We start from the raw sequence: 9,917 nt of genomic DNA, 5'->3' as shown, positions 1-9,917 counted from the left end.
AGTCGCGGCTGGGGACGACAAGACCCGCCGGGGTGAAGGCGATCTTCCGCAGCTCCGCATGGCTCCCGGAGTCCTTGCGCCACAGCCCGCTGACGATGTCCACCGCCTCCTGCGGGGTGGCGGCGAACTCCAGCCCCGCGTAGACGGGCGCACACGCGTCCAGGCCCAGGTCCTGGGCGGTCAGCCGGCGTCCCAGCCGTCGGGTGAACACCTCGGCGATCAGCGCCGGGGTGGTGCCGCGTGGCTGCTGTCCGCGCAGCCACCGTGTCACCGATGTCTTGTCGTACCGCAGGTCCAGGCCATGCTCCAGTCCGAGCTGGTCCACCCGCCGGGCGAGCCCGGCGTTGGAGAAGCCCGCCTCGGCGATGAGCGCGGCGAGCTGACGATTGGGAATGCGCTGCGGGGGTCGTTCCGTCATCAGCCTGCCGGTCTCCCTGATCGCTCTGTGGAACGGCGCGAATGTAACCGCCGCTCGAGGGCTGATCGCGGCCGTCCGGCGGCATTCATCCGATCGTGTGAGAACGAGCCGGGTGCGGACGTAAGGGGACGCGGTCGTACAGTGGCGGGGGCGCCGCCGCGAGGCTCCGCCCCCCATCCGACGCGGGTCGAGAAGGAGCTTGCCGTGACCGCCGTGACCACGTCTTCCCCGGGGTCGGCCCCCGGTTCATCGGTGCTGCGCTACGTCCACCTGGGCTTCGGCGCGGACGCCGTGGACTACGAGGAGGCGTGGCAGGAGCAGCGCCGGGTGCACGCCGCCCGCTTCGCGGACGAGATCCCCGACACCTGCCTGCTGCTGGAGCACCCCCCGGTCTACACGGCGGGGCGGCGCACGGCCGACAGCGAGCGCCCGCTGGACGGCACCCCGGTGGTGGACGTGGACCGCGGCGGCAAGATCACCTGGCATGGCCCGGGCCAGCTGGTCGGCTATCCGATCCTCAAGCTGCCGCGCCCGGTGGACGTCATCGCGCATGTCCGCCGCCTGGAGGAGGCGCTGCTGCTCACCTGTGCGGAGTTCGGTCTGGAGACCACCCGGGTCGAGGGCCGCAGCGGGGTGTGGGTGCTGGGCGACCCGGTGGACCAGCGCCCCGCGCTCGGCGGGCTGAAGCTGGACTTCGACCCGCGGCTGGAGGACGAGGAGTTCGACGCACGGCTGAACGGGCCGGAGTACGCCCCGTCCAACGCCGGGCAGCGCCGCGAGGACCGCAAGCTGGCCGCCATCGGGGTGCGGATCGCCAAGGGCGTGACGATGCACGGCTTCTCGCTCAACTGCAATCCGGACAACACCTGGTTCGACCGGATCGTGCCGTGCGGCATCCGGGACGCGGGTGTGACCTCGCTCTCGGAGGAGCTGGGCCGGGATGTGCCGATCGCCGAGGTGCTGCCGGTGGTCGAGCGGCATCTGCGGGAGGTCCTGGAGGCCTCCGTCCCGCTGCCGCGCGCGGTCTGACCCTCCCGGGCCGTTCCGACCATCCCGGGACGGCCTTTGCGGGAATGCGTCCTCGCAGCGTTCGGTTGCCCTTGACGTAAATCCGTACGAACCACGGGCGTACCCTGGTGACCGCCGACGATTGACAAGCCCGCCGGCGAACTCGCCACGCCGAGCCGCCAAGCAGAGTCAAGCAAAGAGGAGTGCCGGACGTGTCCGCAGTCGCACCCGACGGACGCAAGATGCTGCGCCTGGAGGTCCGGAACAGCCAGACCCCCATCGAGCGCAAGCCCGAGTGGATCAAGACCCGGGCGAAGATGGGCCCCGAGTACACCGAGCTGCACGGCCTGGTGAAGCGGGAGGGCCTGCACACCGTGTGCCAGGAGGCGGGCTGTCCGAACATCTATGAGTGCTGGGAGGACCGCGAGGCGACCTTCCTCATCGGCGGCGACCAGTGCACCCGGCGGTGCGACTTCTGCCAGATCGACACCGGCAAGCCGCAGGCGCTGGACCGCGACGAGCCGCGCCGGGTGGCCGAATCCGTACGCACCATGGAGCTGAAGTACGCGACCATCACCGGCGTCGCCCGTGACGATCTGGAGGACGGCGGCGCCTGGCTCTACGCGGAGACCGTGCGCCAGATCCACTCCCTGATGCCGGACACCGGTGTGGAGCTGCTGATCCCGGACTTCAACGCGGTCCCCGAGCAGCTCGCCGAGGTCTTCTCGGCCCGTCCCGAGGTGCTCGCGCACAACGTCGAGACGGTGCCGCGGATCTTCAAGCGCATCCGGCCCGGCTTCCGTTACGAGCGCTCGCTCGAGGTGATCACCAAGGCGCGCGAGGCGGGTCTGGTCACCAAGTCCAACCTGATCCTGGGCATGGGCGAGGAGCGCGAGGAGATCAGCCAGGCGCTCCAGGACCTCCATGACGCGGGCTGCGAGCTGATCACCATCACCCAGTACCTGCGGCCGTCCCCCCGGCACCACCCCGTGGAGCGCTGGGTCAAGCCCCAGGAGTTCGTGGAGCTCAAGGAGGAGGCGGAGGAGATCGGTTACGCGGGCGTCATGTCCGGACCGCTGGTCCGCTCCTCGTACCGCGCCGGCCGTCTGTACCAGCAGGCCATCGAGCGGCGCAATGTCGCGGTGGCTTCTCCGGCCGTCTGACGCTCCGTCGCCGCTCCGCCGTCACGTTCCGTCGGCGGTCGGCCGGGTGAGCAACACGCTGTGTGATTGCGAGCACACACAGATTCGAGGGCTTCGAGAACGCCGCAGGTCAAGGGCGGAATACGGGCCACGGCAGGGCTTCATCGGTGTTTGACCGGCCAGTCACGCACTGGTAACACCATTGGGTAACGATTGAGCCACGCACTGCTTATACGTTGTGCGTAGCGATCATCCGCCGCTTCCGAGGGGTATCCATGCCGGCTGCGCCCGTACGCCCGTCCGTCACCGACGCGCTCCTCGTCCTGGAAGGTCTGCTGCTGCGCGGCGGGCAGCGCACCGCCCGCCGCAACGCCTGGACGGCCGTCCTCGAGGACCGGCGCCGGGCCAAGGACCGGGACGAGGCCGAACACGTGCTGGAGGCCGTGTCCACCGGGGCTTCCCAGGCCACGTAAACTTCGCTGTATGGCGAGGAAGGAAACATCCGAGAACCCCGGGCGGCTGAAGCAGATCGCCCTGACCTACAAGATGACCAAACGGGTCGACCCGAAGGTCACACTTGTCGTCGCCGGCGTGGGGATTGTCACCTTCGGTGTCCTTCTCGCGATCGGCTTCTGGATCGGCCACCCGATCTTCCTGGGCATCCTGGGCTTCGTCCTGGCCTTCCTCGCGATGGCGATCATTTTCGGCCGCCGTGCCGAGCGGGCCGCCTTCGGACAGATGGAGGGCCAGCCGGGCGCGGCGGCGGCGGTGCTGGAGAACGTGGGCCGCGGCTGGTCGGTGACCCCCGCGGTGGCGATGAACCGCAACCAGGACGTCATCCACCGCGCGGTGGGCAAGGCGGGCGTCGTGCTGGTCGCCGAGGGCAACCCGAACCGGCTCAAGGGCATGCTGGCCGCCGAGAAGAAGAAGATGGCGCGCATCGTCGCGGACGTCCCGGTCCACGATGTGATCGTCGGCTCCGGCGAGGGCCAGGTCGAGATCAAGAAGCTCCGCACCACGCTGCTGAAGCTCCCCCGGGTGCTGCCGGGCGCACAGGTCACGGTGGTCAACGACCGGCTGCGCGCGCTGGGCGACCTGATGAGCAACATGCCGATCCCGAAGGGCCCGATGCCCAAGGGGATGCGGATGCCGAAGGGGCGCTGAGCGCCCCCCTCACCGGAACGGATACAGGACGGCGGCCCGGACAGAGAGTCCGGGCCGCCGTTTCGTGTGTAACGCGGTTGTACGCAATCCGCGGGCTCAGCCCCTGATCCGTACGGCGGGCTCAGCCCCGGATCCGTACGGGCTCAGACCCTGATCTGCACCGCGCGGGAGAGCCGGTCGTGCAGCCCGCGGGTGTCGCGGTCCCAGACCACCGCCGGGATGACCAGCACCAGCAGCACACTGCGCAGCACGGCCCGCGGCAGGCTCAGCCGCACCCCGCCCTCGCCGACGACCCGCAGCTTCAGCAGCAGCTTGCCGGGGGTGGCGCCGACGGTGCCCACGGTGACCAGGCTCAGCGCCAGGAAGACCAGCAGCGCCCAGTTCCCGGCGACCTGGGCGTTACGGCCGGACAGCAGCGCGTAGGAGACGAGCAGGCACAGGCCCCAGTCGATGAAGAGCGCCCCGAAACGGCGTCCCAGCGGCGCGATGGAGCCCGGTCCGCTCTCGGGAAGACCGAGGCCCTGGCCCCGGTAGCCGAAGTCGACGCCCATCTCCTCGGCGGCCGCGCGGGGCCCGGAAAGCCACGATCCGATTGCTTGCCTCTTGTCCACCCGTCTACGTTACTGCGACCGCATACGTTCCCCGGGCCGGACCCCTTCCCAGCGGTTCCCGCGACCCCGTACGGCGCCTTTTCCGAGGCCACGAGGCCCCGCGGCCACCCTCGAGCCGGTTAACCTGGGTGAAACAAATGGGTCATGCCCGGGAAATCCCGTCTGCCTATGGTCGGCGGGAGCGCGCCACCGCACATGGAATCGCGCCACCGGACATATCCCCGTCCCACCGCGGCCGGGCTAGGAGGAGTTGGATGTTCCAGAACGCCGACGACGCTCGGAAGTTCATCTCGGACGAGGACGTGAAGTTCGTCGACGTCCGCTTCTGTGACCTTCCCGGCGTCATGCAGCACTTCACCGTACCGGCGGAGGCGTTCGACCCGAACGAGGAGCTGGCCTTCGACGGCTCGTCGATCCGCGGCTTCCAGGCGATCCACGAGTCGGACATGGCCCTGCGTGCCGACCTCTCCACGGCGCGTGTCGACCCGTTCCGACGGGACAAGACCCTCAACATCAACTTCTTCATCCACGACCCGATCACGGGCGAGCAGTACAGCCGTGACCCGCGGAACATCGCCCGTAAGGCCGAGGCGTACCTCGCCTCCACCGGCATCGCGGACACCGCGTACTTCGGCCCGGAGGCGGAGTTCTACGTCTTCGACAGCGTCCGCTTCGAGACCAAGGCGAACGAGGCCTTCTACCACATCGACTCCGAGGCGGGCGCCTGGAACACCGGTGCGCTTCAGGACAACCGCGGCTACAAGGTCCGCTACAAGGGCGGCTACTTCCCGACCCCGCCGGTCGACCACTTCGCCGACCTGCGCGCCGAGATCACCCTTGAGCTGAACAAGGCGGGCCTCCAGGTCGAGCGCCAGCACCACGAGGTGGGCACCGCCGGCCAGGCCGAGATCAACTACAAGTTCAACACGCTGCTCGCCGCGGCCGACGATCTGCAGCTGTTCAAGTACATCGTCAAGAACGTGGCGTGGCAGAACGGCAAGACCGCGACCTTCATGCCGAAGCCGATCTTCGGTGACAACGGCTCGGGCATGCACGTCCACCAGTCGCTGTGGCAGGGCGGCTCCCCGCTCTTCTACGACGAGCAGGGCTACGCGGGCCTGTCGGACACCGCCCGCTACTACATCGGCGGCATCCTCAAGCACGCCCCGTCGCTGCTGGCCTTCACCAACCCGACGGTGAACTCCTACCACCGTCTGGTCCCGGGCTTCGAGGCGCCGGTCAACCTGGTGTACTCGCAGCGTAACCGCTCTGCCGCGATGCGTATCCCGATCACCGGCTCCAACCCGAAGGCCAAGCGCGTCGAGTTCCGCGCCCCGGACTCCTCCGGCAACCCGTACCTGGCCTTCTCCGCCCTGCTCCTCGCGGGTCTGGACGGCATCAAGAACAAGATCGAGCCGGCCGAGCCGATCGACAAGGACCTCTACGAGCTCGCCCCCGAGGAGCACGCGGGCGTCCCGCAGGTCCCGACGTCCCTCCCGGCCGTCCTCGACTCCCTCGAGTCCGACCACGAGTTCCTCCTCCAGGGCGGTGTCTTCACCTCCGACCTGATCGAGACCTGGATCGACTACAAGCGCACCAACGAGATCGCCCCGCTGCAGCTGCGTCCGCACCCGCACGAGTTCGAGCTCTACTTCGACGTGTGAGCCGTGCGCGCTCTGTGAGCCCTTCCGGCTCCGTCCGAGCCCCCGCCGCCGCCCCGATGGGCGGGGGCGGGGGCTCGGTGGTGCGGGGAGGGCTCATGCCGCCGGGTTGACGGTCTGGGTGTCGGTTCCGGAGGACGGCAGGAAGCTGGTGTCGCCGTTGTAGAGGGCGATCACGGGGAGGGTGCCGGCGCCAAGGGTGTTGAGGGCCAGCGTCGCGACGCCCCCTGACAGTGGCTGGACGAAGGCGCCGCCACCGAGGCCGCCGATGATGAAGGTGACCGTCCCGGTCGGGACGCCCGCGCCGGGTGCGACCGGGGTGACGGTGGCGGTGAACGTCACCGAGTCGCCCTGCGTGGACGGATCCGGCGACGAGGACACCGATGTGGTGGTGGCCGACTGGACGACGAGGATGACGTTGGCGCCGGTGGACGGGGAGAAGTCGGTGTCACCGTTGTAGTTGCCGAGGACGGCGTGGGAGCCGACGCTCAGGTTGGGGACGGTGACCGAGGTCGTCCCGCCCGACAGGGTCCCGGTCACGGTGGGGCCACCGGTGATGACGAAGGTGACGTCGCCGGTGGGGGTTCCGGTGCCGAGCGGGATCACGGTGGCGGTGAGCGTGACCGACTGCCCGAAGGTGGCGGGGTTGGGTGAGACCGTGACCAGGGTGATCGTGGGCGTGGCCATGGCTGGCCCTCCAAGTGGTGTGGGGTGGTGGGCCGTTACTCGCCACGCATGAGGGAACAAGGCGCGGCTGCTCATCGGCGGTCAGGGGTGCGCGCATACGGCGATCCACGCGGGGGCATCCCGCGTCGCCGTCCCCCGGCAGATGTGGAACCCACCGGTCTGTAGCACCAGTAGGCGCGCGACTCGCCGCCGGCCGCCAGGGATGTGCCGCCGAATTACCCCGGATAGCGCAGCGCTCGACGGCCTTCCCCGCGCACACCATCCGCCCCGTGCGGCGCGCGTTCCCCGTGGTCAGGGCACCGCGTACGCACCGCGCACAGGGCGGGTGCCGGGTTGTCTGCGGGCCGTGTGCCGGCGCGGGGGTCAGCCGTCGCCGAAGCCTCCCCCGAAGCCACCGCCGTCGCCGAAGCCACCGCCGAAACCGCCGTCGTCGAAGCCACCGCCGGAGTCGCCGCCGTCCCCGCCGTCGCCGAAGCCACCGTCGAACGCGCCGGTCCCGTAGTCGGGGCCGAGGGACCCGCCCAGCAGCGTGCCGACCAGCAGCCCGGGCAGCAGCATCGAGCCGTAGCCGCCGAAGTAGCCGCTCGCCCAGGGCCCGTAGGCCGGACCGGCGTCCCAGTACGGGCGGCGCCGGTCGCCGCCGACCGGGACGGTGCGGGCGTCCGGGTAGAGGCCGTCGTCGATGCGGGTGGCGTCCGCGGCGCAGGCGGGGACGGAGCGCCGGGTACCGCCCGGGGGCGCCCACGGGACGTCCCGGACCGAGGGGCCGTGGCGCGGGTCGAAGAAGCACGGTGGGCGCCGCTCGGGCAGCGGGCCGCCCTCGCGACGGGCTTCGAGCACCGCCAGCGCGAAACGGCCCTCCTCCAGCGCCTCGGTCACCGGCCGTACGTCCTCGGGCCGCCGGGCGGCGGCCGACCTGGCCTTCGCCTCCTCGTAGGCGTCCAGGGCGCGACCGTAGTCGTCCGCCATCTCGGGGGTGGACGCGGGATCGGCGGGGTCGAAGTGGCTCCCGCTGAGCTTCTCGCCGTACACGGTGATGTCCTCCTCCACCGCGCCGCGCACCTGCTCCAGCTCGGCCCGTTCGCGCTCGCGGCGCTGCTTGCGGGTGCGCCGCAGCATGTACAGGCCGCTTCCGCCGACGGCGGCCAGGACGATCAGCACCGCCACCGCGTCCCCCATCGACAAGGTGGAGCCCCGCGCGCCCTGGTCGCCGCCGGTCCCCTGGCCGGTCCGGTCGTGGATCGCGCTGGCCGTGTCGGTCACGAAGCCGTTCAGGACGGCGGCGAGGTCGTGCGGGTGCTGCCGCAGGTTCCGCTCCGCCAGCGCCTGCGAGGTGCGTCCGGGCAGCACCGAGGTGTCGGAGGCGGCGCCGAAGGAGGAGCCGAGCGCCACCGCGTAGACGCCGGGGCGGTCGACGGCGGCGCGCAGCCGCCCGAAGACGCGCTCTCCGCCGTACGCGGGGTTGTCCGGCAGAACGGCCACGTAGACCGGCACATCCGCCTTGCGGATGTGCGCCACCAGGGCACGGGCCTGTCCGGCGCTCAAGGCGTCGGAGGCGCCGGGATCGACGTACACGGGGCTATTGCGCAGCGCTTTGCCGATCTTGTTCACATCCGTTTCGGCATGCGCGCCCCCGGCGGTGAGCAGCACCGCCGTCAGGGCGACGAGGACGGCCAGCAGGAGCGTTCCCCATCGTGGCGTCTTGCCGTACACACTTCGCATTTACCCGCATATAGGGCATATATGCGCCGGTATGTTCCCCGGCGCCGCGTGGCTGGGCCCCGCCACCGCCCCTCTCGGGCAGTGGCGGGGCTCGGTGCTGTGCGGTCAGGTCGTGGTCGCGGGCCTAGGCGCCGGTGACGATCTGTGTGTACTCGGAGACGCCCGAGGCTCCGAAATTGGCGTCGCCCGAGTAGACCGCGCTGACGTCCCACTCGCCTTCCGGCAGCTCCGCGTCGGAGACGAAGGCGAATCCGAAGGCGTCCACGGGCTGCCCGATGGTGATGGTGGTCGCACCGTCGGTGAGGGTGAAGGTGACCGTGCCCGTCGGGGTGCCGCCGGCGGGCGCGACGGCTGCCACGAAGGCGACGAAGTCGATGGGCGAGCCGGCCTCGGCCGGGTTGGGGTTGGAGCTGAGCGAGGTGGTCGACACCGCCAGGTTCACCACCTGCGTCAGTGTCGCCGACGACGACGCGGCGAAGTTGGGGTCACCGCTGTAGTTGGCCGTCACGGTGTGCGAACCCGTGCCCAGGCCGCTGGTGGTGAACGTCGCCGTGCCGCCCGACAGGGGCTGGGTGAACGAACCGCCCCCGCTGCCGCTGATCACGAAGGTGACCGTGCCGGTCGGGGTCCCGGTGGCGGGCGCGTTCGGCGTGACCGTGGCGGTGAAGGTCACCGGCTGCCCGAACACGGACGGGTTCACCGAGGACATCAGCGTCGTGGTCGTGGCCGCGGGCCCGGGGTTCACGGTGTGGGTGTCGGTGCCGGTGGACGGCAGGAAGTTGGCGTCACCGCTGTAGATGGCGACCACGGTGTGGGTGCCGACACCGAGGGTGCTGAGGGTGAGCGTGGCCGCGCCGCCGGACAGCGGCTGGGTGAACGTACCGCCCCCGCTGCCGCTGATCACGAAGGTGACCGTGCCGGTCGGGGGCCCGGTGGCGGGCGCGATCGGGGTGACCGTGGCGGTGAACGTCACCGGCTGCCCCAGCGTCGAGGGGTCCGGCGCCGACGTCACCGATGTCGTCGTGGACGCCTGGATCACGACGACGGCCGTGGTGCCGGTGGACGGGGTGAAGTTGGCGTCGCCGTTGTAGGTGGCGGTGACGATGTGGACGCCGACGCCCAGACCGCTCGCGGTGACCGAGGCGGTCCCGCCGGACAGCGTCCCGTTCAGGGTGGGACCGCCGCTGACCACGAAGGTGACGGTGCCCGTGGGCGTTCCGGCGCCGACCGGTATCACGGTGGCGGTGAGCGTGACCGACTGCCCGGTCACGGCGGGGCTCGGTGTCGCCGTGACCAGGGTGATCGTGGGTGAAGCCATGATGGCCCTCCAAGTGGGGGGGAGCGGTGGGCCGTTGTTCGCCACGCGGGGCTGTGACCGCGACGCGTGGCGGCGCATCAGGGGTTGGGGGGTGCGCGCTCACGGCGTTCGACGCGGGATGCGCGTCTCGCCGTCCCCCGGCAGATGTGAAACCCACCGGTCTGTAGCACCAGTAGGCGCGCGACT

At 70.6% G+C, this 9,917-nt stretch carries 9 protein-coding genes and 1 pseudogene; 5 read left to right on the top strand and 5 right to left on the bottom strand.

From position 1 onward, the window contains the following. Positions 1-418: pseudogene (locus tag GWI24_RS33145) on the bottom strand (regulator); the annotation flags it as partial. Between the two features lie 204 nt (positions 419-622). On the opposite strand from GWI24_RS33145, the gene lipB reads away from it, so the two are divergent. From lipB to GWI24_RS33125, 4 genes are all read left to right on the top strand, one after another. Then, positions 623-1,447 (top strand): lipoyl(octanoyl) transferase LipB, encoded by an 825-nt coding sequence (gene lipB / locus GWI24_RS33140; protein WP_210949752.1) that lies wholly within the window; start codon positions 623-625, stop codon positions 1,445-1,447. A 191-nt stretch (positions 1,448-1,638) separates the two neighbouring features. Next, the gene (gene lipA / locus GWI24_RS33135) at positions 1,639-2,589 is read left to right on the top strand and encodes a lipoyl synthase (protein ID WP_210949751.1); all 951 of its coding nucleotides are present in this window, start codon (positions 1,639-1,641) and stop codon (positions 2,587-2,589) included. A 254-nt stretch (positions 2,590-2,843) separates the two neighbouring features. Further along, positions 2,844-3,041, top strand: coding sequence for a hypothetical protein (locus GWI24_RS33130; RefSeq protein ID WP_020871972.1), 198 nt, complete (start codon positions 2,844-2,846; stop codon positions 3,039-3,041). A 10-nt stretch (positions 3,042-3,051) separates the two neighbouring features. Next, a complete protein-coding gene (locus GWI24_RS33125) occupies positions 3,052-3,732 on the top strand; it encodes a DUF4191 domain-containing protein (protein ID WP_210949750.1) in 681 nt (226 codons plus the stop codon). 143 nt (positions 3,733-3,875) lie between these two features. Here the strand turns inward: GWI24_RS33125 and GWI24_RS33120 are convergent, their stop codons facing one another. Beyond that, positions 3,876-4,343, bottom strand: coding sequence for an RDD family protein (locus GWI24_RS33120; RefSeq protein ID WP_210949749.1), 468 nt, complete (start codon positions 4,341-4,343; stop codon positions 3,876-3,878). Between the two features lie 254 nt (positions 4,344-4,597). Between GWI24_RS33120 and glnA the strand changes: the two genes are divergently transcribed. Beyond that, positions 4,598-6,007, top strand: a complete 1,410-nt coding sequence (glnA, locus tag GWI24_RS33115; protein ID WP_210949748.1) for a type I glutamate--ammonia ligase — start codon at positions 4,598-4,600, stop codon at positions 6,005-6,007. 93 nt (positions 6,008-6,100) lie between these two features. Here glnA and GWI24_RS33110 read toward each other — a convergent pair whose 3' ends face one another. The 3 genes from GWI24_RS33110 to GWI24_RS33100 all read right to left on the bottom strand — a co-directional run bounded on the left by GWI24_RS33110 (position 6,101) and on the right by GWI24_RS33100 (position 9,731). Next, positions 6,101-6,691, bottom strand: a complete 591-nt coding sequence (locus GWI24_RS33110; protein WP_210949747.1) for an Ig-like domain-containing protein — start codon at positions 6,689-6,691, stop codon at positions 6,101-6,103. Positions 6,692-7,054: 363 nt separating this feature from the next. Then, on the bottom strand, positions 7,055-8,413 hold the full coding sequence (locus tag GWI24_RS33105; RefSeq protein ID WP_210949746.1) for a hypothetical protein: 1,359 nt from the start codon (positions 8,411-8,413) through the stop codon (positions 7,055-7,057). Positions 8,414-8,537: 124 nt separating this feature from the next. Next, the gene (locus tag GWI24_RS33100; RefSeq protein WP_210949745.1) at positions 8,538-9,731 is read right to left on the bottom strand and encodes an Ig-like domain-containing protein; all 1,194 of its coding nucleotides are present in this window, start codon (positions 9,729-9,731) and stop codon (positions 8,538-8,540) included. Between the last annotated feature and the right edge of the window lie 186 nt (positions 9,732-9,917).

Source organism: Streptomyces sp. MK37H, assembly GCF_018035285.1.
Taxonomy (GTDB): domain Bacteria; phylum Actinomycetota; class Actinomycetes; order Streptomycetales; family Streptomycetaceae; genus Streptomyces; species Streptomyces endocoffeicus.
Note: the sequence above shows the minus strand (reverse complement) of the source record. Positions and strands in the feature narration are given on the sequence as shown.